The organism is Kribbella sp. NPDC004536, assembly GCF_042873835.1.
In the GTDB taxonomy this organism is placed as follows: Bacteria; Actinomycetota; Actinomycetes; order Propionibacteriales; family Kribbellaceae; genus Kribbella.
Map to the genome: position 1 here is coordinate 1,852,389 of NZ_JBIALY010000001.1, position 23,534 is coordinate 1,875,922.

Consider the following 23,534-nt stretch of genomic DNA (forward strand, 5'->3'; position numbering starts at 1 on the left):
GTCTTCGCATCGTGCGTCCGCGGCCGGTACCGGGGCCAGCGATCGAGGCCCTGACAAATGTCATGGGTGAATCCGTGACACCCGCCCCGGCCGGGCCGGAATTTCCGCGTGATCGCGGGCTCACCGAGGGTGCGCGGCGGGATGAAGGATTCCCCGTGAGTTTCCTCGCGCCGCGCTCTTGACACCGTTTCGGCGCCCGGGACTATTCTGCCGAGAAATCGATTTCCCGTCCAGAGAGGTCCAGCCATGGATGATCGGTTGCTCAGCCGGCGACGGTTTCTGCAGACCACCGGAGGTACCGCCCTCGCCGCTGCGCTGGCGGGCTGTGGTGGCGGGAGCGGCAGCAGTGGGGCGTCGTCCAAGGAGCTCTCGTTCGTCTACATGGGTACGGCCGAGCAGCAGGCGACCTGGAACAAGCTGTTCGCGAAGTTCTCCGAGCAGCACCCCGAGATCAAGCTCAAGGCCGAGGGCATCCCGCTGTCGAACTGGGGCGACTTCTTCAACAAGCTCTCGACCCGGATCGCCGGCGGCCAGGTACCTGACGTCATCCAGATCGCCACCGAGGGCCAACGGCTGTTCGCGTCCAAGGGCCTGCTCGCGCCGCTGGACGACTACATCAAGAAGGACCAGTCGACGATCGACGAGTACTACGCCGACATGGACCCGAACCTGATCGAGTGGGACAAGAAGTACGCCTCCACCGACGGCAAGACGTACTACCTGCCGGGCGAGTTCAACACGATGTGCATGTGGTACTCGAAGGACCTGTTCGCGAAGGCCGGCGTACCGGCGCCGACGCCGAAGTGGACCTGGGACGACTTCCGGCACGCGTGCGAGCAGATCAAGGCCAAGACCGGCGCGTTCGGGTACGCGGCCGACTCGGCGTACTTCGCCGCGATCATGCCGTGGCTGCTCACCAACGGCACCAGCAGCTTCACCGACGACTGGTCGAAACCGACGTACGACGATCCGCGCGTGATCGAGGCGGCGGAGTTCAACCGCAAACTCGTGGCCGACAAGCTGTCACCGCCGCCGGGTGGCACCTTCGACGCGTTCACGGCCGCGGCGCAGGGCAAGCTGGCGATGTTCGGCGGCGGGCGCTGGCCGATCATCAGCATCCGGAACCTGAAGGCGACGCAGAAGATGGGCATCGTGCCCTGGCCTGTGAAAGTGCAGCAGGGTTCGCCCGTCGGCTGGAACGGCTACCCGATCCTGAAGGCGTCGAAGAAGAAGGACGACGCCTGGACGTTCATCAAGTTCCTGATCTCGAAGGAAGGTTCCTCGACGTTCGCGCAGCTCGGCGGCACCATCGTCCCGGCCCGCAAGTCGATCGCGAACAGCCAGTCCTTCCTCGAGGACGCTCCGGCCGGAACCGAGTACCTGTACCAGGCGCTCAGCTACGCGACGCCGATCCCGTCGCCGGACAAGGGCGCCGCCATCCAGAAGGCGATCGAGGACGGCTGGAAGCAGGTCCTGACCGGCAACGCCGCACCGGCCGACGCGCTCGGCAAGGCGCAGACGACGCTGGAGGGATTGGTCTGAAGCCGCATCGTCGGGACTGGTTGCCGGGCTACGTCTTCATCAGTCCGGCCGTCCTGCTCTTCCTCGTCTTCGTCGCCGTCCCGTTGATCGCCGCGTTCGGCCTGAGCCTGTTCCACTGGGACTTGCTGAGTACGCCGGAATTCGCCGGCTTGGACAACTTCAAGCAGCTGGTGAAGGACGGTACGACGATCCGCGCGGTGCTCAACACGTTCGTGTTCGCGCTGGCGTCGGTGGTCACGCACATCGGCCTGGGCATGCTGCTCGCGCTCGGCGTACACCGGACGATGACGCGCGGTACGAAGGACTTCGTCCGTACCGCGTACTTCTTCCCGTTCCTGGTGTCCTGGGCGGCGGTCGCGCTGATCTGGAAGTACGTCCTCGACCCGACCTTCGGGCTGGTCAACTACTACCTCTCGGCGACCACGAACTGGCTGGCATCACCGACGTGGGCGCTGCCCTCGCTGATCGTCGTCGACTGGTGGCACACGATCGGGTACACGTTCATCATCCTGCTGGCCGGCCTGCAGACCGTACCGGCGCAGCTGCACGAGGCGGCCCGGGTGGACGGCGCGAACGCGTGGTGGCGGTTCTGGAGCGTGACGCTGCCGGTGATGTCGCCGACGATCTTCTTCGCGACCGTGATCACGTTCATCGGCGCGTTCCAGATCTTCGACCCGATGGTGATCATGACGCAGGGCGGGCCGGACGGGGCGACCCGGAGCATCGTCCAGTACACGTACGAGAAGGGCTTCCAGTCGTTCGAGGTCGGATACGCCGCGGCGCTGTCGCTGGTGCTGTTCGTGGTGATCATGCTCGTCACCGGACTGCAGTTCCGGCTTTCGCGGCGGTGGGTGCATCAATGAGGGGCAAGCTGCTCGACCTCGTGCTCGTACTCGGTGGGATCGTGATGATCGCGCCGTTGGTGTGGCTGATCGTGAACGCGTTGTCGGAGCCGATCGACGCGTTCCAGTTGCCGCCGCGGTGGATTCCGCAGCCGCCGACGTTGCAGAACTTTCAGCAAGTGCCGGGGCTGATTCCGTTCGCGCGGATGGCTTGGAACAGTTTGCAGATCGCGGTCATCACTACCGCTGGGGCGTTGTTCACGAGCGCGCTGGCGGCGTACGCGTTCAATCGGTTGCGGTTTCCGGGGCGGGATCAGATCTTCTCGGTACTGCTGGCCGCGTTGGTGGTGCCGGTGCAGCTGACCGTCGTACCGATCTTCATCATGATGCGTTGGCTGCACCTCGTGGACACGACGGTGGCGATCTGGTTGCCGGCGCTGGTGAACGTGTTCGGGATCTTCTTCCTGCGGCAGTACATCTCGTCGATCCCGCGCGAACTGGACGAGGCGGCGATCATGGACGGTGCCGGGCATTTCTGGATCCTGTTCCGGGTGATCCTGCCGCTGGCCCGGCCCGGGTTGACGGCGCTCGGCATCTTCGTCTTCGAGGCGTCGTGGAACAACTTCTTCTGGCCGTACATCTTCCTGTCGACTCCATCGAAGATGACCCTGCCTGTCGGACTGGTGTCACTGCAGGGCGCGGTCGGCGGTGGACCGGCGGTGGTGTTGTTCGCTGCGATCACGCTGGTGGTATTGCCGATCCTGGTGCTGTTCCTGATCTTCCAGCGTTCGTTCATCGCCTCCATCGCGACGACGGGTCTCCGCGCATGACCGACCGCCTGCCTGCTGCGTTCAGGGCGCTCTGGTACGAGCTTCCGCTGCTAGCAACCGCCGGCCTACTCATCTGCACCTCCGCAGCCCTCGTCGTTTACCTCAGTCCTGGGCTCTCACCACTTAGTGTCCTGCTAGGTGCATTCGTCGTCTGTCCTGTCTGGGCGGCTGTGGTCGCGACGACGGATGCTGTCGTGCAGGAGGAACGTGGTGGGGTCCTGGTACTGATTAGGAACTTGCGGAGGCACGCGCTGCAGGGGGTGGGGGTTGGGGTGGTGCCGGGGGTAGTGGTGGCTGTGGGGTTGTTGAACTGGCAGCTCTACTCCGGACCGGTCTTCGCGCTTCCGTTGGCAGTTAGTGGGTGTGCGAGCGTGTTGCTTCTGCTTGCCTCCTGTTATGCGTTCAGTTTGCGGGTGACTGGTGAGCTGCGGGGGAAGCAGCTGTGGTTCACCGCGCTGCAGTTGGTCGCGCGGGCTCCGTGGGTGCCGCTCGGGGTGCTGGCGCTCGCGTTTGTTGGGTTGTTGCTCGGGACGTCAGTGACCGCGTCTCTGTTACTCCTCGCCCCCGGTCCCGTGGCGTTGTTCGCTTCTGCTGGCACGGCGACTACTTATGGGACGGAGAAACATGCACTACACCGGTGACAACCTTCGACACTTCGCGCTGCCGCTGGGAGGTCTCGGCACCGGCACCGTCGCGCTGGCCGGCAACGGTGCGCTCCGCCAGTGGCAGCTGCACAACATCGGCAACCACGAAGCGCATGTGCCGAACAGCTTCTTCGCTCTGCGCCTGTCGCGGGTGGAACCGCCGCTGGACGAGGTGCGCCTGCTCCAGGGTCCTGCACTCACACCGTCCACCACGCCGCTGGTCACGGACGATGTAGTACCTGTTGGAGAGCAGCAGCTGTACGACGTGATCCAGCCGATCGGGCCGACCAAGGTGACTGCTACGTATCCCCAAGCACGTGTGGAGTACGAGACCGAGCTGCCTATCGAGGTGGCGCTCGAGGTGTTCAACCCGCTGGTGCCGGGTGATGCTGCGGCCAGTTCACAGCCGGTCGTCGGATTCACGTACACGCTGCACAACCCCGGCCCGATCGCCCTGCACGGCAAGCTCGCTGCAGCCCTGCAGAACACCGTCGGTTGGGACGGCATCACCCCCATCAACGGCACCAGGTGCAGCCTGTACGGCGGCAACACCAACCGCCCCCGCACGTCCGGCAACTGGACCTCCCTGGTCTTCGAGAACAGCACCCTGCCCGTCGACCATCCCGGTGCTGGGCAAACGGTGCTCGCCACCGACAGCGAGGCACTCGTTCACCCCCAGTGGACCAGCCCCGAGGAGTTCGTTGCCTTCCTCAACGGCCCGACGACACCAGCGAGCGGAGCAAGCGCGCCGGGTGGCACCTGGAACGGCGGGCTCGCCGTACCGTTCCAGTTGGAGCCGGGTGAGAGTAAGCAGTTCAGGTTCCTCCTCGCCTGGCACTTCCCGAACCGATATGTCGACTTCAACCAGTTCGGCCCGCACCCGGACTACGGCCACAGCCGGTTCTGGCTCGGTAACGCGTACACCCGTCGCACGCCGGACGCCGTCGCGGCAGCCGAGCACTTCATCGCGAACTGGGACGAACTGCAGCACCAAACCACCCAATGGACAACGGCCTTCACCGAGAGCACTCTCCCCGGTGAGACCGGCGCCCGTATCGCAGCCCTGGCAGCCGACGTACGCAGCCCAACCGTCTTCCAAACGGCTCAAGGCGACGTACTAGGTTTCGAAGGCGTCCTAGGCGCATCCACAGCCATGTGGGGCGGACGGTACGGCGGGTCGTGTCCGCTCAACTGCACCCACGTCTGGAACTACGAGCAGACTCTCTCCCGCCTCTTCCCGTCGCTCGAGCAGAACATGCGCGACACCGAGTACGACGTCATGCAAGCTCCGGAGGGCTACATCCCGCACCGGGTCCGCGCACCCCTTTACCTGAAGCAACTCTGGGACGTGGTCATCGGCGGCCCGGAAGAACCGGCCCTCGACGGCATGCTCGGCACCGTCCTCAAGACGTACAGGGAGGTACGCCTGGGCGCCGGACTGGACTGGCTACGCGAACGCTGGCCGAACGTACTACGGCTGCTCGACCACATTCACGGCAAGTGGCTGCGGGACGGTGTACTGCGTGGCATCCAGCCCAGCACACACGACATCGACCTGTGTGGCGTGAACTCCTTCATGGGCACGCTGTGGCTGGCCGCGCTGCGTGCAGCTGAAGAGATGGCACTACTACTCGGTGAAGACGGGAAGCAGTACCGCAGCCTGTTCGAAGCAGGCAGCACCGCGTACGACGAGCTCCTGTTCACAGGCGAGTACTACCGCCAAATCCTCGACCCCGACGAAACCCGTGACTTCCAGTGGGGTGACGGCTGCCTGGCTGACCAGCTGGTCGGTCAGTGGTGGGCACACCAACTGGACCTCGGGTACATCCTCCCGGAGGACCACGTCCGTACGGCACTGCGCAACGTCGTGCGGCACAACCTTCGGACCGCCTTCCACGACTTCGAGCACCCGTACCGGGTCTTCGCCGACGGTGACGACACCGGCCTGCTGATGTGTACGTGGCCGCACGGTGGACGCCCCGACGTACCGACTCGGTACTGCGACGAGGTGTGGACCGGCTCGGAGTACCAGGTCGCCGCGCACTGCCTGTACGAAGGCCTGACCGACGAGGGCATGTCCGTCTTGGAAGGGCTCTGGGCGAGGTACGACGGCACGCGCCGCAACCCGTTCAACCCGATCGAGTGCGGCGACCACTACATCCGCAACGCGGCCGGCTGGTCCGTCCTGGAAGCCCTGACTGGCTACCGCCACAACGCCATCACGAAAACAATCACCCTCGCCCCACAAACCCTGGCCCGCAAAGCAGACACCTGGAGCTTCCCGTTCATCACCAACACCGGCTGGGCCACCGCAACCTTCACCTCAGGTACTCTCACCCTCGCCTGCCAAAGCGGCCACCTAGACCTAACGACCGTCTACGTCGACGGCACAGCGCATGAGGTCAACACGCAGATTACTCCCGGAAACCATTTGAGGATCCGGTAACAGTCACCTCCGTGAGGTGGAACGTGTTGTTGGCGGAGTTGGCGAGACCTTGTACCCGGACGTACCGCGCGGTGGCCTCGGTCCGGAACGTGTCACCGGCATCGACAACAGGCGCCGTACCGAACCGCCCACCCAGCCGGAACCAATGCGACCCGTCGACGCTCCCCAGCAACCTGTAGTTGTAGTACCGAGTCCCGTCCACATAGTTGCGCACATTGACCGCCGACACGGCCGACGTAGTACCAAGATCCACCTGCCACCACGTCGGCCCGAGCGGTCCACCCCAGTACGGGTTGTTGGACCTGCTCCCGTCGTTGGCCGCGGTAGCCGGGTGACCGTCCTCTTCACCCAGTGCACTGACCGGCTTGCGCACACTCAGCACGGTGTCACCAGAGCTGTCCCGAGGCGTGTACGGCGCAACCGTGAACCCGTGGAACGTCGCGACGCCAGTAGTCCCGAACACACCGACGTCCTGCACACCAGCAGGTCCCACGGTAGAACCAGCAATCGTCCAGTTCTGCCCGTCCTCGCTGCACGCACCGCTGAGCCGCCCGCCGAAGCGCGCGATCCGCACGTACGCAGGTGCGGTAAAGCCGGCGGCAGCCGCGGAGCTGTCCAGCGTCCCGTCCCCGTTCGAGTCCCAGCTGAACAAGCACCCGCGGTCCGGCGTCACAGCGATGGTAGAGAGATCGGCACCAACCACCAGGCCCGCCGTCGTGTCCGCTGAGGTGACCTGGCTGGTCACCGACTGCCCGTCCCCAAGGATCTGCTGCTGATAGACGGCCCCCTGACCGCCGGCGATGCCGATGTCCTCACCAGACACCGCGAACGATGCGTCGTTGGTGTTCACGGTCTTCCAAGGCGCGCCAACGTCCCCACTAACGAGCAGCCGTGTGCTAGCAGCCTCAGAAGTGCCCTCCCAGTTGACGGTGGCCGCCAGCACTGGCACGTCCAGAGCATGTGCGCCCGCCGGCACAGTCACGTTGTACGCCACACTGAACGTCCCACCAGGCGCCACCTGCGCAGCCACCGGGGGCCCAACTGCCTTGACGCTGTAGGACACGGGAGCAGTCAGTGCTACCCGAACTGCGAGCGCGGGCCGCAGGGTGTTCGTGTTGCTGTACGTCGCTGTGACCCGCACAGTCGAGCCCGGTCGTGCTCCCCGCGCAGAAGGCACCACCCGCAGTGTCCCGGTGGGAATCGCAGCAATGCGCGACGCCAGCTGGTAAGCGTCGCCACGTGCCTTGACCGGGTACTGGGTGTCTGTTTGCGCCCACTGCTCCGCGTAGGCCTTCCAGTCGACAGGCGTCGGCGGCTGACCTGTGGACAGAGCAGTGTCGAGCGCAGCGAAGTACGTACGCCAGCGACCCGCGTAGTAGTCGCCGACCAGCCCGTTCCACTCCCGCCGCGCGTAGTCCTGCAGGGTCGCCGTAGCGGTCCAGTCGGTGATCAGCGTACGTACGTCGTACCGCAGCGCTGCGGCCTCCTCCGGGCCGGCCGCCTGTGCCGACGCACCGGCCAGCCAGGACCCCAGCAAGAAGTTGTCGTCAGTACCGAGCAGGTCGTCGAGCAGCTTCAGCCGCTGCAACCAGTTCGCCGTCAGCTTCCGGAACTGCTGGAGATCACCAGCCTGGTAAGCCGCTGAGATCCGCGGGAGCAACGTACGGCTGTCGTTGGCGACCACCTGTCGCGCCACATCGACCAGGTCGTAGCGGTACGCCGTACTCTGCCTGAGCGCGGGCGGCACCGCCAGCAGCTCACCGAGCGCCTGACGGAACGCCTCCGGGTCGTACGGAATCGCCGTACCCGTGACACCAAGGCTGGGCTCGTAGTCGAACAGACCGGTCGGGTGCTTGCTGTCCGCAGCCGCGGGCCAGTTGTAGACCGTGTTGCCCAGAATGCGCCAGGCCTCGACCGCATGCGGGTCTGCCGAGCCGTAACGGCTGGTCGCGTAGTCCGTGAACCACTGCTGCAGGTCGACGGGCTGGCTCTCCCATGCGAGGTCGGTGAAGAACGCGACCGCGGCCGGGTTGTTGTCGATCGCCTCCGGCATCAGCGCGATACCGTTCAGCGCCGTACCCGGTTTGGCCAGCCAGGCATGGAACTTCTCGTTCCACGCGGCCAGCGAGGCGCCGAGGTTGGAGTGGCCTCCGAAGTTCCAGATCGTGCCGAACGCGTACGACGTACCGAGGAAGTCCTTGTCCCGGTCGGTGACGTTGGACGCTTCGGAGATGCCGTCGACGACCAGCATCTTCGAGCGGTCGATGGACTGCAGCGTGGCCGGCAGTGGGTTCTTCTGCCAACCGAGGATCGCCCAGATCGCTCCGGGGTGTGCTGCTTCAAGGGCGTTCTGCACCGCACGGGAGGCATCCGGCACACTCACGTCGCCCGCAGTACCGCCCTCGTGCAGCAGGTCCATCTTGTACATCGTGCTCGGACCGAACAGGTCCGTCTGAACGCGGTAGAACTCGGCAGCCACCTGTGCGAACAGCGGATTGGTCGGGTCCAGCCAGTCCGGCCTGGCCAGGCCGTCCCACTTGCCCTGCGGCACAGTCTTCGCGCCAGGGTTCCTGCTGGTGAAGCCGGGCGGGACTGTGCCGAAGTACCCGGGCAGGACCGGCACCATGCCCAGCTCGCGGAGGTGGTCGGCCATCTGGCGGCCAAGCACGGTACGGCGGTCGATGAGCTGCTGGGAGATCGGGCTGCCGAGACAGCACTCGTTCTGCAGCAGCCACCACGCCTGGTGCGCCGGCTGCGGGATCCATCCGCGGAGCTCGTCGGCGGAGTACCCGAACTTCTGGAAGGCCTGTTCGTAGACGGCCTCCTGCCCTTCGTACACGAGGACCTGGTTGATGCCGTGCAGCGCGAGTACGTCGATGCGGTGCTGCCACTGCGACCAGTCGAGGTACGGGCCGGCGTACCCCTCGTTGGTGTCGTTCAACGCGAACCGGTTGTCGACGGACGCCCGCTGCTCGGTCGGCTGCGCCGGGAGCGGGAGCTTGGCCGGCAGGTTCAGCTGCTGCCCCTCGAGCTCGATGTCGGCATGCGCCACGTGCCGCAGATACCACCCGAAACCGGTCAGCTGCACGGCCGGCGTCGTACCGGCGATCAACACCTTCCCGCCGACCGCCCCGACCCGGAAGAAGTCCTTCCCGGCTCCACGCTCGAGCGTCTGCAGCACGACCTGATCGGCATACCGCTGACCAACCAACCGCACCAACGCATCCCGCGCCGGCCCGGACACCACAGCAGGCGCAACCGGCGCGATCAGGAATGACGCCGCCACAACCACGCCGACCAGCAGCAAACGGACAGATCTCATATCGAGTCACCTCGGGCGAAGGGGCAACACTTCCGAAAGATCTTTCCGAATCAGCCTTCCCGCACCGTGAGGATCTGTCAACCGCAAAGAGAGTGCCGGCCGCCCGGCAACGCCACCGGGCGGGCGGCACTCGTTCAGAGGAGTCCGAGGGATGCGGACTCTTGGTCGGTGAAGAGGCGGGAGCGGATCAGGAAGCGGATGCCTTCGGGGGCCTCCACCGAGAATCCGCTGCCGCGGCCTTTCACCACGTCGACGGTGAGCTGGGTGTGCTTCCAGTACTCGTACTGGTTCGCGGACATCCAGAAGCCGATCGGCTGGTCGACGCCCTCTACGACCAGATCACCGAGATGCACGTCCGCCGACCCCGTTCGAAATTCCCCGTCCGGGTAACACATCGGCGAACTGCCGTCGCAGCAGCCACCGGACTGGTGGAACATCAGCGGACCGTGCATCCCGGTGAGACGGCGCAACCACTCCGCCGCCTCGTCGGTGAGCAACACCTTCTCGACCACTCAGAAGAACCCGAGCTTCGAAGGGCTGTAGCTGACCAGCAGGTTCTTCGTCTGCTGGTAGTGGTCGAGCATCATCTTGTGGTTCTCCCGGCCGATGCCGGAGTTCTTGTACCCGCCGAACGCCGCGTGCGCGGGGTACGCGTGGTAGTTGTTCGTCCACACCCGCCCGGCCTGGATCTCCCGGCCGGCCCGGTACGCCGTGTTGATGTCGCGCGACCAGACGCCCGCGCCGAGGCCGTACAACGTGTCGTTGGCGATCTTCATCGCGTCGGCGTAGTCGTCGAACCGGGTGACCGCGACGACCGGGCCGAAGATCTCCTCCTGGAAGATCCGCATCTTGTTGTCGCCCTCGAAGATCGTCGGCTGGATGTAGTACCCGCCGGCCAGGTCGCCGCCGAGGTCCGCGGGCGCGCCGCCGGTGACCACCCGGGCGCCTTCCTCCCGGCCGATCCCGATGTAGGCGAGGATCTTCTCGTACTGGTCGTTGCTCGCCTGCGCGCCCATCATCGTGTCGGTGTCCAACGGGTTACCGAGCTTGATCGCCTGGGTACGCCCGACAGCGTCGGCCAGGAACGAGTCGTAGATCGACGACTGGATCAGCGCCCGGGACGGACACGTGCAGACCTCACCCTGGTTCAGCGCGAACATCGTGAAGCCCTCGAGCGCCTTGTCGTAGAAGTCGTCCCGCGACGACGCGACGTCGGCGAAGAACACGTTCGGGCTCTTGCCGCCGAGCTCGAGCGTGACCGGGATGATGTTCTCGGACGCGTACTGCATGATCAGCCGGCCGGTCGTGGTCTCACCAGTGAACGCGACCTTGGCGACTCTGTTGCTGGAGGCAAGCGGTTTGCCGGCCTCGACGCCGAACCCGTTGACGATGTTCACCACACCGGGCGGCAGCAGGTCCGCGATCAGCTCCATCAGTACGTGGATGGAGGCCGGCGTCTGCTCGGCGGGCTTGAGTACGACGGCGTTGCCGGCCGCGAGCGCCGGCGCCAGCTTCCAGACCGCCATCAGGATCGGGAAGTTCCACGGGATGATCTGCGCGACCACGCCGAGCGGCTCGTGGAAGTGGTACGCGATCGTGTCGTCGTCGATCACCGACACCGACCCCTCCTGGGCCCGGAGCGCACCGGCGAAGTACCGGAAGTGGTCGACCGCCAGCGGCAGGTCGGCGGCCAGCGTCTCGCGGACGGCCTTGCCGTTGTCCCAGGTCTCGGCGACCGCGAGCAGTTCGAGGTTGGCCTCGATCCGGTCGGCGATCTTGTTCAGGATGTTCGCGCGTTCGGCCGGCGACGTCCGGCCCCAGCCCGGCGCGGCACCGTGCGCGGCGTCCAGCGCGGCCTCGACGTCCTCGGCCGTACCGCGCGCGATCTCGGTGAAGTTCTCACCCGTCACCGGAGTCGGGTTCTCGAAGTACCCGCCCTTGACCGGCGGCACCCAAACGCCGCCGATGTAGTGCTCGTAGCGCGATTTGTACGCGACCGGGCTGCCATCCTGCCCGGGAGCTGCGAAGATCGTCATAGGTCCTCCCTCGGAACCGGCGTTGGACCGAACCTAGGGACCGTGACGTTGCACGGACGTTGCATCGTTGAGTGAGGTTGCATGGACGCACCGGAGCAGGCCCGCCGGTTGGCCGGGCTGTACGACGACGTACTCGGCGGCAACCGGCCCGGCACCGAACCGCGCCCGCTCGTCGCCGCGTCCTGGGAGCGCTCCCTCGCCGCCGCGGTCGACCCCGAGCTCGACGCCCCGCCCGTCGTCGTCGACCACGACACCCTCGCGATCCTCCGGGAGAACCATCCGCTCCGCGCCGTCCTCCCCGTACTCCGGCAGACGCTGACGTCGATCGCCGACGAGGCGTCGCACATCATGATCATCACCGACGCGCAGGGCATGATCCTGTGGCGCGAGGGTGCCGCCGACGTGAAGCGCACCGCGGACCGGATCGCGTTGTCCGAGGGCGCGGTGTGGTCGGAGGACCAGATCGGTACGAACGGCATGGGTACGGCGCTCGCGGTCGGCGGACCGGTCCAGATCCACTCCGCCGAACACCTGGTCCGCCGGATCCACGAATGGACCTGCGCCGCAGCCCCGGTCCACGACCCCGACACCGGCAAGCTGCTCGGCGCCGTCGACGTCTCCGGACCGTTGCGTACCGTCCATCCCGCGATGGTCGCGCTCGTCACCGCTGCGGCCCAGCTCGCCGAAGGACAACTGAAGGTCCGGATGGCCGCCGCCGACGAGATGCTGCGCGCCCGCAACATGCGGCACCTGATGGCACTCGGCGACGCACCCGGCGCACTGCTCACCCCGACCGGCCGGGTGCTCGCGGTGCAGCCGCTCGAGTGGCTGCCCGACCGCCTCGTCGTACCGGACGGCGCCGACCGGATCGACCTCGGCGACGGCCGCGAAGGAATCGTCGAACGCCTCGACGAGGGCTACCTGCTCCGGATGCCCGGTACGCCGGTCCGCCGCGCGCGCCAGTCCCTGCGGCTGAAGCTGCTCGGCTCCGGGCAGCCGATCGCGGTCGTCGGCGGCCGCGAGATCGCGCTGACGTTGCGGCCGGCCGAAGTACTCGCACTGTTGTTACTGCAGCCGACCGGGCTGACGGCGGAGCAGCTGATGCTGCAGCTGTACGGCGACGAGGGCAACCCGACGACGGTCCGCGCCGAGATGCACCGCCTGCGGAACCTCCTCGGCGGCGGAGTTCTCGACACGAAGCCGTACCGGATCATCGCGGACGTGACCGGCGACGTGACCGAGGTACAAACAGCCCTCCGCAACGGCGACCTGCCGAAGGCCCTGGAGCTGTACGCCGGCCCGCTGCTCGCGCGCTCCGACGCACCCGCGCTCCGCTCCGAACGCGACGAACTCGACGCCACCATCCGCCGCGCCGCCCTTGACACCAACGACGCCGAACTCCTGTGGCGTTTCGCCCAGACGCCGACCGGAGCAGAGGACCTAGAGCTCTTCGAGGTCCTCCAGCGCACCCTCGCACGCACCGACAGCCGCCGGGCGGTGGTCGCCGCCCGGCTCGCCCGGCTCGTCGACTGACCGGACCCCCACCACTCACCAACCACCACTGGAGCGTGCCGAGGCCCGTCGGCCGAGCGTGCGCCCGGCCGGACCGCACCGACTGGTGAGTGGTGGAGGTCCGCGACGTGAGACGGAACACGCGGGCGTGATGATCACCGCAAGGACATGACTGACGAGTAACCAACCAATAACATCGCTGGTATGCAGATCCTCGCCATCGTCGTCTCGCTCGCGGTGACGCTCGTCGCCGTGGCGCTGTTCGCCAAGACGATCGGGCACATCGTGTCCGTGATCAAGCTCGGGCAGCCGGCCGGCCGGACGAACGACCCGGGCAAGCGGACCGTCACCCTGGTCAAGGAGAGCCTCGGCCACACCCGGATGCTGCAGTGGAGCCACATCGGGGTGATGCACTGGTTCGTCGCGTTCGGGTTCATCGGGTTGTTCCTGACCCTGGTGACCGCGTTCGGGCAGCTGTTCGACCCACACTGGGCGCTGCCGGTGATCGGTCACTGGTTCGTGTTCGAGTGGGTCAGCGAGGCGCTCACCTGGACCGGCCTGGTCTCGATCGTCGGGCTGATCGTGTACCGGTTGATGCACCTGCCGCGTGGTGACAAGCCGCGGTCGTCGCGGTTCTACGGTTCGACGTCGTGGCAGGCGTACTACGTCGAGTACACGATCCTCGGCGTGCTGGTCTGCATCCTGTTGCTGCGCGGTCTGGAGTACCAGCTGAGCGGCGCTTCCACGTTCCACTTCCCGATGACGTTCTTCCTGGGTAGTGGGTTGTTCGGCGGGTTGAGCGTGCACGGTCTGGAGAACGCGGTCTACCTGGTCGCGATGATCAAGATCCTGATCTCGTTCGCCTGGATGATCACGATCTCGCTGAACGCGACGATGGGTGTCGCGTGGCACCGGTTCACCGCGTGGCCGAACATCTGGTTCAAGCGCGAGGCCGACGGCGGTACGGCACTCGGCGCGCTGCAGCCGATCATGGTGAACGGCGCTCCGATCGACTTCGAGAACATCGACGAGCTCGACGAGGACGCGGCGCTCGGTGTCGGAAAGGTCGAGGACTTCACCTGGAAGGGCCTGCTCGACTTCACCACCTGCACCGAGTGCGGGCGGTGCCAGTCGCAGTGCCCGGCGTGGAACACCGACAAGCCGTTGTCGCCGAAGCTGATCATGATGGGCCTGCGCGAACACGCGTACGCCAAGGCCCCGTACCTTTTGGCCGCCGACGACGACGCGCGCAAGTCGCTGCCGGAGCTGGTGCTCGCCGAGCAGGAGAAGCCGCTGGTCGGTCCCGCGGACGTCGCGGTGATCGACGAGGAAGCGTTGTGGGCGTGTACGTCGTGCGGCGCCTGCGTGCAGCAGTGCCCGGTCGACATCGAGCATGTCGACGCGATCATGGACATGCGGCGGTACCAAGTACTGATCGAGTCGTCGTTCCCGTCCGAGCTCAACGGGCTGTTCAAGGGCCTGGAGAACAAGGGCAACCCGTGGAACATGAACCCGTCCGGCCGGATGGACTGGGCCAAGGACCTGCCGTTCGAGGTCAAGCAGGTCGGTACGGACGTCGGGTCGCTGGACGAGGTCGAGTACCTGTTCTGGGTCGGCTGCGCCGGCGCGTTCGAGGACCGCGCGAAGAAGACCACGCAGGCGGTCGCCGAGCTGCTGAACATCGCCGGCGTCTCGTTCGCCGTACTGGGTGATGGCGAGACGTGTACGGGTGACCCGGCGCGGCGATCCGGGAACGAGTTCGTGTTCCAGCAGCTCGCGATGCAGAACGCCGAGGTCTTCAAGGAGACCAACGTCCGCAAGGTCGTCTCCACGTGCGCGCACTGCTTCAACACGTTGAAGAACGAGTACAGCCAACTCGGTGTGGAGCTCGACGTCATCCACCACACCCAGCTGCTGAACCGGCTCGTCCGCGACGGCAAGCTGACCCCGGTCGCGCCGGCCGACAGCTCGCTCAACGGCCAGAAGATCACGTACCACGACCCGTGCTACCTCGGCCGCCACAACCAGGTGTACGACGCTCCGCGCGAGCTGCTCGACATCATCCCGGGCGCCGAGTACGCCGAAATGCCCCGCAACCAGACGAAGTCGTTCTGCTGCGGCGCGGGCGGCGCGCGGATGTGGATGGAGGAGAAGCTCGGCACCCGGATCAACCTCAACCGCACCACCGAGGCGGTGGAGACCGGCGCCGACAAGATCGCCACCGGCTGCCCGTTCTGCCGCGTGATGCTGTCCGACGGCCTCACCGCGAAGCAGGCCGACGGCTCGGCCCGCGAGTCCGTCGAGGTCCAGGACGTCGCGCAGCTGCTGCTCGCTTCTGTAAAACGTGGTGAAAGCTGAGCTGCAACTAACTGCAAAACCCTTCCTCCCCAGGTGGTCCAGACCATAAGATCCACCGTCTGCATCACCTGGGGAGGAAACAGCATCATGAAGTTCCGCGCCGCCGTGGCCACCGCCGCCGCCGTACCGCTCGCCCTCGGCCTCGCCGCCTGCGGCAACGGAGAGCCCAAGGCCACCGGCTACAAGCCGTCGCCCGTCGCGACCACACCCGCGCCGAAGCCGACGACCACCACCAAGGCCGCCGACCGGGTCCAACCCGCCACCCGCCTGAACCGCGTCACGTTCGTCTCCGCGATGACGTCAGCGGTCAGCAAGCAGAAGGCCTGGCACACGGTCGGTACGGTCACCGCCCAGGGCTCGACCTTGATGAGGATGGACGGCTACCAGACCACGAACCCGGTCGCGATGTCGATGGAGATGTCCGGTGCGGCATTCCAGGGCAAGACCGCGAAGATCGTCGTGATCAAGAAGACCGCCTACCTCTCGATCCCCGGGCTCACGCCGGCCGGGAAGTACAAGCAGGTCGCGTCCGGCCTGAACGACCAACTGAGCGAGCTGATCGAGGGCGGTGACCCGACCAAGATCTACAAGTCCTTCGACAAGAGCATGGTCGACGTCAAGTTCGTCCGGGCGGAGACGATCGGCGGGCAGCAGCTCGACCGGTACGCCGTGACCGTGAACACCGCGAAAGCGCTGGCCCTCCAGGGCAAGAAGGTTCCGGCCGCACTGCCGAAGACGCTCGTGTACTCGATGTGGCTGGACAAGTCCCACCTGGTCCGGCGAATGACGTTCGACCTGAGCGGCGTCTCGATGGTGATGAGCATGACCGACTACAACAAGCCGGTGCACATCAGCGCGCCGCCGGCGAGCAAGATTGTGAAGTAACGGCCGGTATCGGTCATCTTCCCGCCTGATCGTGTGAACTTCTCGTAATCTCCCGTTACGAATGTGATCACCTCGGGATGATCGGGTGGGTGGGTGCCGATGTTGAGCAGTCGACGAAACTTCCTCACCGTCAGCGGAGCAGCGGCGGCGCTCGCGCTGAGCGGCAGCCTCCCGGAGATCCGGGCCGCGGCGGCGGGCCGGACCGGCCGGCCGGACCGGCGGGACCCGTTCACGCTCGGCGTCGCGTCCGGCGATCCGTTGCCGGACGCGGTGGTGATCTGGACGCGGCTGGCCCCCGATCCACTCGCGCCGTTCGGCGGGATGGACCGGCGGCCGGTCGAGGTCCAGTGGCAGGTCGCGGAGGACGAGCAGTTCCGCCGCGTCGTACGTGCCGGTTCGTTCAAGGCTCGGCCCGAGTCGAGCCACGCGGTGCACGTCGACGTACGCGGCCTACGTCCGTGGCGGCACTACTGGTACCGCTTCCGCGTGAACGGGAAGCTCAGCCCGACCGGGCGGACCAAGACGGCACCGACGTACGACACGCAACTGTCCGAGCTGTCGCTGGCGTTCGCGTCCTGCCAGGCGTGGTGGGAGGGCTGGTACACGGCGTACGCGGACATGGCTCAGCGCGACCACGACGTGGTGTTCTTCCTCGGCGACTACATCTACGAGTTCGGCATCGACCGCGGTATCCGCCCGCATTCGAAGGAGCCGTACATCACCCAGCAGACCGTGACGCTGGACGAGTACCGCCAGCGCTATGCGGCGTACAAGCTGGATCCCGATCTGCAGCACGCGCACGCGGTCGCGCCGTGGATCGTCACGCTCGACGACCACGAGGTGGTCGACAACTGGGCGGACGAATGGCATCCGAGCGCACCGCCGGCGCAGTTCCTGGTACGGCGGGCCAACGCGTTCCGGGCGTACTGGGAACACATGCCGCTGCGGTTCGCGCAACTGCCGGACGGCCCGGACATGCAGTTGTACCGGCGGATCCGGTACGGGCGGCTGGCCGAGTTCAGCGTGCTCGACACCCGCCAGTACCGGTCCGACCAGGCGTACGGCGACGGGACGAAGGCGCCCGGCCCGGAGACCGCCGACCCGACGCGGACGATCACCGGCGACGCGCAGGAGAAGTGGTTGCTCGACGGCTGGGCCGCGTCGCAGACCCGCTGGAACGTACTCGCGCACCAGACCGCGATCGCCCGGCTGGACACGAAGGACGGGCCGGGCGTACTGGTCCCGATGGACACCTGGGACGGGTACGAGGCGTCCCGGAACCGCGTCCTCGGCGGCGCCGCGCAGCGCAAGGTCCGCAACCTCGTCTCGATCGCCGGCGACCTGCATCGCAGCGTGGCGTCGGACCTCAAGCTGGACTTCACCGATCCGGCGTCCGCGACCGTCGGCGCGGAGTTCGTCGGTACGTCGATCACGTCCGGCATCGACGGCCAGGACCTGGACGCCGGCGGCGCGACCTTGCTCCGGGAGAACCCGCACATGAAGTTCGGCAACTTCCAGCGCGGTTACGTCAGCTGCAGCATCACACCCCAGCGGTGGATCTCCGACTACCGCGTCGTCGACAAGGTGTCGGTCCAGAACGGCACCGTCACCACCCGCGCCAAACTCCTCGTCGAAGACGGCGTGCCTGGCATCGCGGAGGTACAGAAATGAACCGCCAGACCGTGGTCGCGACCGGCACGCTCGTCGCCGCCGCCTTGCTCGGCTCCAGCTCGATGCCCTCGGCAACTTCCTCGTCCGTGGCGGTGAGCGTCGCCCCGGCGCAACTGAATGTCGTCGGCCTCCCGTGCTTCCCGGGCCTGCTCAACCTGACGATGACCAACACCGGCGCTCAGGCGCGGTACGCCGACCTGACGCTCGAGCCGACCGGCCCGCTGCAGTTGTCCCGTACGTTGTTCTCGTCCTGGCTTCCCGCGGTCGACCCGGACCAACCCGTGTCCGCCCCGGTCGAGGTCCGCGTACCGCGAGACGCCAGCCCCGGTACGTACAAGATCACCGCCGAGGTCGACCGCCGGCGGACCGACGTACCGGTAACCGTCCAGCCGCTCCCACCGAAGGGCCCCGGCGACAACCTGGCCCTAGGCGAGCAGGCGACCGCGTCCTCGACCCACGGCAACTTCACCCTCTGCGGCGCAGTCGACGGCGACAAGGACTCCGAACACTGGGACACCCTGACCGGCTGGAACGACGGCACCCGCGCAGTCTTCCCCGACACGTACGACGTAGCCCTCTCCACCCCCGCAACCGTGAACCGGGTAGAGCTCTACACCCTCGACTCCACCAAATACCCAGCCCGAGTCAACGGCCTCCGCGACTGGGACGTCCAGGCAAAGGTCAACGGCACCTGGCAAACAGTCGCCCAAGTCCGCGCCAACACCCAAGGCCACGTAACCTCAACCTTCCCCCCAACCCAAACCGAAGCCATCCGCATCCTCTGCCTGGACGGCAACGACCACACCTACTCCCGAATAGTCGAACTAGAGGTCTACGGAAACTGAAGGACCGACAGCTTCAAGGATCAAAGAAGAGAAGTACGAAGAAAAACAAATACCCGTCTCAGTGCGGGGCGGGGTGGCGCCGTGGGGCATGTCACGTTGGAATCGGGCGGGGTCGGACCGAGGGCGTACGTATTGTCTGGGGCGACGCAATGGCATACGTACTCGCGGATCGGCGGGATCGAGGTTCGCGGGAGTTGATAAAGGAGTACTGCATGAAGAAGTGGCGCGTGTTGATGGCGGTTCCGGTGTTGGGGTTGGCGATCACCGCAGGGTCGGCTACTGCTGCGTCGGCGACCACGGGTACGCCGAGTGGAGCGCCGCCGTCCGGGGTCACCTGTGTGTCGGTGACCGGCGCGAAGGCGTGCTATCAGTCGGGGTCCGACAAGGTCTGGGTGAAGGACACCAAGGCGAACGGCCAGTCCGCGGCCGGCACGATCAAGTCGCTGCCGAGCCACACCCAGTGGGGTCGCGAGTGCTTCAACACCCGCGGCGAGGCCGGCGGCTGGGTGATGTGCGACTTCGACGTACCGGACTACCAACCAGGCGACCTCTGGGCCGTCAACAATCCCTTCATCGGCGCCCAGGCCAGTACGTCCATCAACACCGGCCCGATCATCTGATGCGCCACACGGTTGACCCGGGCAACGGTCCCCAAGTTGCCTGGGCCAACCGTGTGGACGAACGCCGACTCGCTTCAGAGCCGGATCCCATAGGTGATCCATTTGCTGCGCACCATGAATCCCAGGCCTTCATACAGCTGCAGCGCACCGGTTGTGCCGTCGCCGTCAACCCCGAGCCGCGCACGCTGATAACCATCGGTGGCTGCGGCCGTCAGCACCTTGCTGAGCGCAGCACGGGCAAGGCCACGACCACGGTGTGTCTGCCTCGTGCCGAGCTGTCCGATGTACAGCTCTCGAATGCCGGTCGCTGCGGTATCCGCATCCCACTCGTAGCCGAGCACGTACGACGCGACAGTCTGCCCGTCGAGCACCAGATACGACGATCCCCCGCGAAACGCGCCGAGACCTGTGACATCCGACTTCCAGGCGTCCGCGTCTTTCGAGGTCGCACCCCAGATGTCGGCGCTGGCCAAGTTGTGAGTCTCACGCAGAGCCTCATCCAACGACTCGTCGTACGGAACCATCTCCAGGCCGACTTCGAGTAGCGCCTCGGGCACGTCGACGTCCAGCCCGCGCTCCATGTCGAAGTGGTAGCGAGTCTCCTGGAACCCCAGCTTGCGAAGCAGTCGGCCAACTCCGAGATTTGTGCCGATCGTCGTATTGACGATCTCCGCGGGCGCACCCGGATGCTTGGCTGCGTGCAGCTCCCCGGCCCGGGCAATCAGCCAGAGCATCAAAGCCTTGCCAATACCCCGGCCCCGCCAATCCGGATGGATCGTGCCTTCGGTCTTCATCCGATGAACGTCGGTGATGGTCGTCGACGTATGGATCGCCCCGAACCCGATCAGCTGGTCGCCCGACCAGATTCCAAGGCTCTCGAGAGTCGGATCAGCGAGCTCGTGGGCCAAATCTTCGGCGCTGTAGTGCTCGCCCTCCTGGTCGACCAGCTCCTTGGCAGCGAGCAGCGCGGCCAAGGCCTCCGCGTCGCCGACACCCAGCGCACGCACATCCATGCCGTCCGGCAAGCTGATAGCCATGAGGGAACCGTACGGCTCAGTGCTGATGAGATTGTGAAGCAGCTCTGAAACGCTCAGCCAAGCCGGTCCAGGACGAACTCATGGATCACGTCGAGCAATTGATCGTCGTTCTCGCAGTGCGCGGTGACCGTGACGACAGCCTCCGCGGCTGGACTGACCAGGACGTACTGCCCGTAGCGGCCGTCCATGCGGTACACGCCACCACGATCGATCCACACACCCAGTCCATATCCGTACGTCCATCGTTCCCCGTAAGTCAGGCTGCTGGTGTCGACTCGATCGCCGTGCATGCGCTGCACATAATCCGTCGGTACGACCTGACGTCCCTCCCATTGGCCGTTCTGGAGCAGCAGGCGTCCGAACCGCGCCAGCTCGTGGGTGCGCAGGAAGAGATCACTCTCCGCGAACGGATATCCGTTCGGGCACGTGTGCCATGCCGGATTGTGAAGATCGAGTGGCTCGAACAGCCGCGGAAGGAGATAGGACCGGAGATCTGCACCCGTCGTCCGCGCGATCACCCGGCCGATCGCATACGCGCCAGAACCGGTGTAAGAAAATTGCGTTCCGGGCGCCGCATTGAGTGGAGCAGCAACAATCTCGTGCAGCAAATCCGCAGAGTCGATCCGCTGATCGGCGAACCACTGATGGCTGGATCCGCTGGTCATCGTCAACAGATGGCGCAGGTTGATCTCCGCGACACCATCCGCAGCCAGCCGCGCCAGCTCGGGAAAGTGATCGAGCAGGCGATCCTCCAGCGTGAGACACCCCTCGGCTTCGGCAAGACCCAGAGCCACGGACGTGAAAGTCTTCGCAACCGAGTACAGATTCACCCTGTCATCGGACCGAGCACGACGCTCGTCATCGTCGCGCCCGGCACGATGGAGATGAACCCCGTAGACGCCGAGCCCGCGCTCCTCAGACACCTGAAGAAACCCGTCAAGCAGCATGTCCATACTCATGCGGCCTATTTAGCAGGCACGGCGGAACCGGCCAAGGCTTGAACGATCAGTTCGTTGCGAGTGTCTTGGCCAGCCGGTACAGAGGTGTGGACGCCGTCGACCAGGTACATGGCGAGCCGGGCAGGCTTGACTGCCAGGAATTCCGCCCAGTGGATGATGCGCAGGTTGGGATGCTGCTTCTGCGCGTCCGAAAGCTGCAGGTTGATCCACGCACTGTTGCGCTGGTCAGCCAGTTGCACCGCCATGGTCTGCTTGCGTCGGCAGACCTGCACGTTGACCCAGCACACCATCCGCTCCGGCCCGGCGAGCTGCATCGTCCGGCCAACCTGCGTGGCGAATCGCGGTGGATCGAAAACGTCATTGGATCCCGTCGCCATCAGAATGCGCCGCGGCAACCCGTACACGCTCGCCCAGTGCTCGAGCACATCTACCGCAGGTTCGGTCGGCCGGCCGGACCAGTTGTTGACCGCCAGCTGAGCCCCCGTGCGGCTCAGCAGACGGAGCGCCAGTGCCTTGCCGTCCTGCACAGAAATACTGTCTCCGAACATGTAGACGCCGTTAGTTGCCACCACACGCTCGATCTGGTCCTCGGTCGAAATCGCTCGCGACAGGCCCTCCCACGGACCAAGGTCACCGGATCCGTACGAGCCGGCGAAGGCGAGATCAGTAGCGGCAAGGCTAGCGGCCCCTAGAGCCGCTCCCGCTATGACCAGTTGCCGACGATTGATCCTCTTGGCGATTCCGGGCGCGCTCACGAGACCTCAATCTGCCTCGCAGCCATGATCTCGACCTGACGCCGACCTGAGATCAGCGACAGCCAGGCGCGCGAGGTATACCGGATCGCCGAGGAACAGCGATCCCGCCATCGAACGCTTGATTGTTTTCGACCGATCCGTTGCCGGTTGCACCGATCATGTAGTGGGCACACGGCCAGTCGGCTCGAGCTTGGAGCGGGTGACGGGAATCGAACCCGCACTGTCAGCTTGGGAAGCTGATGTTCTGCCATTGAACTACACCCGCTTGGCCGGTCTCCCGGCAGCGGTGATGAGCATAGCCGATGTCGGGGGCTGCAACCACGCCGGGTCCGCGTGCCGGGAGCCAGTTGCCTACTTCCGGGCAGCGCGGCGGGCGCGCGGCGGCCCGGACAGCTCGGACGGCTCCCGGGACCGGGGCGGAGGGGGTTTGCTGCGGTGTCAGCCGGATACACCGGAAAAGGTGGCCGGATGCATCGAAAAGAGCTGGGCGGGCGGTTTGCAGCGGGGGTTCTTGGGCAGTTTTTCACAAAGGGCACGTTCAGGACTGGGCAGGCTCGTCATCTTCTGGCAGATTAGAACGCGTTGCCGGGGGCAACATTTGACGCAACGTGAGGATGACGGTCCTGGACCGGACGAAGATGGTTGCGGGGCAACTGGATGAAGGGGTGAACGGTGGCAACAGACACAAGTGACGCGGTGGACAACCTGGAGAAGGAGCTCGTCACGTTGGCGCGCCGGCTGCGCGGGCTGCAGCGGACGCTGTCCGACGAGGCGCACCCGGACCTGGAGCCGGCACAGTACGCGTTGCTGAACCACGTGGAAGAGCTGGCGCCGGTGCGGATGGCCGACCTGGTCGCCGCGCTCGAGGTCGACAAGGGTCCGGTCAGCCGGGCCTGCGCGCGCCTGGAGGAAGAGGGTCTGCTGAAGCGGGCGGCCGACAAGTCGGACGCGCGGGCGACCCTGCTGACGCTGACCGCGGCCGGCAAGCGCAAGCTGACGGCGGCCCGGAAGAAGCGCCACAAGGTGATCGAGGACCTGCTCAAGGACTGGTCGCCGGCGCAGGTGAAGACCTTCGCCACCCAGGTGTCGAAGTTCAACAAGCTGGCCAACTGACGATAGTTGCCTCAGGCCCAGGTCTGGTGGTGCAGCCCAGCCGGAGAGCTGAGGGCTCCGGACGACTCCAGCACCAGAACCGGCCATCGGGGTACTGACGCTGTGCGGATGAGCAGC

18 protein-coding genes and 1 tRNA gene are annotated in these 23,534 nt (G+C 66.0%); 12 read left to right on the forward strand and 7 right to left on the reverse strand.

What is annotated here, in order from left to right; all coding sequences use genetic code 11:
- The first annotated feature begins 246 nt into the window (after nt 1–246).
- Genes ACFYRU_RS09205 through ACFYRU_RS09225 form a run of 5 tightly spaced genes read left to right on the forward strand, consistent with a single transcriptional unit; the run spans nt 247 to nt 6,304 of the window.
- Entirely contained in the window at nt 247–1,542 is a 1,296-nt protein-coding gene (locus ACFYRU_RS09205; protein WP_387655037.1) for an ABC transporter substrate-binding protein, read from the forward strand.
- Between the two features lie 20 nt (nt 1,543–1,562).
- A complete protein-coding gene (locus ACFYRU_RS09210; RefSeq protein ID WP_387655040.1) occupies nt 1,563–2,405 on the forward strand; it encodes a carbohydrate ABC transporter permease in 843 nt (280 codons plus the stop codon).
- Nucleotides 2,402–3,214 (forward strand): carbohydrate ABC transporter permease, encoded by an 813-nt coding sequence (locus ACFYRU_RS09215; protein ID WP_387655042.1) that lies wholly within the window; start codon nt 2,402–2,404, stop codon nt 3,212–3,214. Before ACFYRU_RS09210 ends, ACFYRU_RS09215 begins: the two co-directional genes overlap by 4 nt.
- Nucleotides 3,211–3,855 carry a hypothetical protein gene (locus tag ACFYRU_RS09220; protein ID WP_387655045.1) on the forward strand — a complete coding sequence of 215 codons (645 nt, stop codon included), beginning with the start codon at nt 3,211–3,213 and terminating at the stop codon, nt 3,853–3,855. The genes ACFYRU_RS09215 and ACFYRU_RS09220 overlap by 4 nt, the downstream gene beginning before the upstream one ends.
- Complete coding sequence (locus ACFYRU_RS09225; protein WP_387655048.1) at nt 3,839–6,304, forward strand: GH116 family glycosyl-hydrolase; 2,466 nt, start codon at nt 3,839–3,841, stop codon at nt 6,302–6,304. The genes ACFYRU_RS09220 and ACFYRU_RS09225 overlap by 17 nt, the downstream gene beginning before the upstream one ends.
- Here ACFYRU_RS09225 and ACFYRU_RS09230 read toward each other — a convergent pair.
- The 3 genes from ACFYRU_RS09230 to adh all read right to left on the reverse strand — a co-directional run bounded on the left by ACFYRU_RS09230 (nt 6,273) and on the right by adh (nt 11,662).
- Nucleotides 6,273–9,626, reverse strand: a complete 3,354-nt coding sequence (locus ACFYRU_RS09230) for an alpha-N-acetylglucosaminidase TIM-barrel domain-containing protein (protein WP_387655051.1) — start codon at nt 9,624–9,626, stop codon at nt 6,273–6,275. The genes ACFYRU_RS09225 and ACFYRU_RS09230 overlap by 32 nt on opposite strands.
- A 134-nt stretch (nt 9,627–9,760) precedes the next feature.
- A complete protein-coding gene (locus ACFYRU_RS09235) occupies nt 9,761–10,138 on the reverse strand; it encodes a DUF779 domain-containing protein (RefSeq protein WP_387655054.1) in 378 nt (125 codons plus the stop codon).
- Nucleotides 10,139–11,662, reverse strand: a complete 1,524-nt coding sequence (gene adh, locus ACFYRU_RS09240) for an aldehyde dehydrogenase (RefSeq protein ID WP_387655057.1) — start codon at nt 11,660–11,662, stop codon at nt 10,139–10,141.
- A gap of 81 nt (nt 11,663–11,743) precedes the next feature.
- On the opposite strand from adh, the gene ACFYRU_RS09245 reads away from it, so the two are divergent.
- The 6 genes from ACFYRU_RS09245 (at nt 11,744) to ACFYRU_RS09270 (ending at nt 19,553) form a co-directional block, all read left to right on the forward strand.
- On the forward strand, nt 11,744–13,195 hold the full coding sequence (locus ACFYRU_RS09245; protein ID WP_387655060.1) for a GAF domain-containing protein: 1,452 nt from the start codon (nt 11,744–11,746) through the stop codon (nt 13,193–13,195).
- Between the two features lie 183 nt (nt 13,196–13,378).
- Nucleotides 13,379–15,532 carry a (Fe-S)-binding protein gene (locus tag ACFYRU_RS09250; protein WP_387655063.1) on the forward strand — a complete coding sequence of 718 codons (2,154 nt, stop codon included), beginning with the start codon at nt 13,379–13,381 and terminating at the stop codon, nt 15,530–15,532.
- Between the two features lie 87 nt (nt 15,533–15,619).
- Complete coding sequence (locus ACFYRU_RS09255) at nt 15,620–16,417, forward strand: hypothetical protein (RefSeq protein WP_387655066.1); 798 nt, start codon at nt 15,620–15,622, stop codon at nt 16,415–16,417.
- A gap of 99 nt (nt 16,418–16,516) precedes the next feature.
- The gene (locus tag ACFYRU_RS09260; RefSeq protein WP_387655069.1) at nt 16,517–18,088 is read left to right on the forward strand and encodes an alkaline phosphatase D family protein; all 1,572 of its coding nucleotides are present in this window, start codon (nt 16,517–16,519) and stop codon (nt 18,086–18,088) included.
- Nucleotides 18,085–18,933: an NEW3 domain-containing protein gene (locus ACFYRU_RS09265; RefSeq protein WP_387655071.1), complete on the forward strand. Its 849-nt coding sequence runs from the start codon at nt 18,085–18,087 to the stop codon at nt 18,931–18,933. The genes ACFYRU_RS09260 and ACFYRU_RS09265 overlap by 4 nt, the downstream gene beginning before the upstream one ends.
- 212 nt (nt 18,934–19,145) lie before the next feature.
- Nucleotides 19,146–19,553: a hypothetical protein gene (locus tag ACFYRU_RS09270; protein WP_387655074.1), complete on the forward strand. Its 408-nt coding sequence runs from the start codon at nt 19,146–19,148 to the stop codon at nt 19,551–19,553.
- Between the two features lie 74 nt (nt 19,554–19,627).
- On the opposite strand, the gene ACFYRU_RS09275 is transcribed toward ACFYRU_RS09270, so the two are convergent.
- The 4 genes from ACFYRU_RS09275 to ACFYRU_RS09290 form a co-directional block, all read right to left on the reverse strand.
- Nucleotides 19,628–20,590 carry a GNAT family N-acetyltransferase gene (locus ACFYRU_RS09275; protein ID WP_387655077.1) on the reverse strand — a complete coding sequence of 321 codons (963 nt, stop codon included), beginning with the start codon at nt 20,588–20,590 and terminating at the stop codon, nt 19,628–19,630.
- A gap of 53 nt (nt 20,591–20,643) precedes the next feature.
- Nucleotides 20,644–21,549, reverse strand: a complete 906-nt coding sequence (locus ACFYRU_RS09280; RefSeq protein ID WP_387655080.1) for a serine hydrolase domain-containing protein — start codon at nt 21,547–21,549, stop codon at nt 20,644–20,646.
- A 5-nt stretch (nt 21,550–21,554) separates the two neighbouring features.
- On the reverse strand, nt 21,555–22,304 hold the full coding sequence (locus ACFYRU_RS09285) for a hypothetical protein (protein ID WP_387655082.1): 750 nt from the start codon (nt 22,302–22,304) through the stop codon (nt 21,555–21,557).
- Nucleotides 22,305–22,495: 191 nt separating this feature from the next.
- Nucleotides 22,496–22,569, reverse strand: a tRNA-Gly gene (locus ACFYRU_RS09290).
- Nucleotides 22,570–22,976: 407 nt separating this feature from the next.
- Between ACFYRU_RS09290 and ACFYRU_RS09295 the strand changes: the two genes are divergently transcribed.
- On the forward strand, nt 22,977–23,417 hold the full coding sequence (locus ACFYRU_RS09295) for a MarR family winged helix-turn-helix transcriptional regulator (RefSeq protein ID WP_387655085.1): 441 nt from the start codon (nt 22,977–22,979) through the stop codon (nt 23,415–23,417).
- The last annotated feature ends 117 nt before the right edge of the window (nt 23,418–23,534 follow it).